Annotated in this window: 1 protein-coding gene; it reads right to left on the reverse strand. The window is 43.3% G+C overall.

The genetic code is table 11. The features are described from left to right. Positions 1-207 precede the first annotated feature (207 nt). Positions 208-1,197, reverse strand: a 990-nt coding sequence (locus A3738_RS05230; protein WP_156503980.1) for a bifunctional diguanylate cyclase/phosphodiesterase, incomplete at its 5' end; no start/stop codon positions are given.

The raw sequence follows: 1,197 nt of genomic DNA on the forward strand, positions 1-1,197 counted from the left end.
ATTTGCCACATAAGGCATCAAATGACGATAAGCACTTTGTTATGTTCACGGGTGCAGTACCAGAAAATAAGGTGTTTGAATCTGCCTTAAAGAAACTCGGAATGAGCCATGTTGTTTTGAGTAAGTTTGATATTTAGAGCGGGACATCGAAAACAAAAAAGCGGCTATTGAGCCGCTTTTTTGTTTGTAAGGTGAATGCTTAAAGCTCTAGGCAATTTTCGCGTGAGGGCTTTCGAGTCGACTAAGTATCACTTCACCAGGTTCTGCTCTTCCGAAATAGAAACCTTGAAGTTCTTGGCAACCTAAATCTTTCAAATATTGAAGTTGTACTTCTGTTTCTACGCCTTCAGCGACGATATTGAGCTTCAAGCCGTGAGCCATATTGACGATGGCGTTAACAATACAGGCATCGCCCATTGTCTCTTCAATGTCTTTTACAAAGCTTTGATCAACCTTAAGTGTGTGGATTGGCAACTTACGCAAGTAATTGAGGGATGAATATCCAGTGCCAAAGTCATCGATCGCAATGGTTACTCCGTGCTCAGATAAGCGATTGAGCTTTTTGGTCATCTGATCAAGGTCATTCATGATCGCGTTTTCGGTAATCTCAACTTCTAGGTTTGTTGCAGGGAAGTTGTTTCTTTCAAGTGTCTCGAGCAAATGATCTACAAATCGCGGGTGCTCGACCTGCAAGGGTGAGAAGTTAACCGAAAGGCGAATGTTTGGGTGTCCGTTATTGATCCAGCCTTGTACTTCTTGGCATGCAGAATTTAATACCCACTCACTAATGTCCGTGAGTAGCTTTGTTTCTTCTGCCAAAGGCAAGAACTCACCCGGGAATACCAAACCGCGAGTAGGGTGTTGCCAGCGCACTAGCGCTTCTACACCAATAACATCGTTCGTTTTTGCATTAATCTGTGGTTGGTAGAATACCTTGAATTCGTTGTTTTCTAATGCTCTGCGAATCTCTCGTTCGAGCTTAATGCGGTTTGAGTCAGCTACTTCCATTGAAGGGCTAAAGAACTGGTAACCGTCTTTTCCGCGCGATTTCACGTGGTACATCGCTACATCGGCATTTTGAATCAATTGATCTACTGTGTCGCCAGCTGTCGGGAACATAGAAATGCCGATACTAACGCCAACGAATACTTCGTGTTCGCCCAGAATAAATGGTTCTTTAAGGGTGTTAATGACTTT

Source organism: Oleiphilus sp. HI0066, from assembly GCF_001635725.1.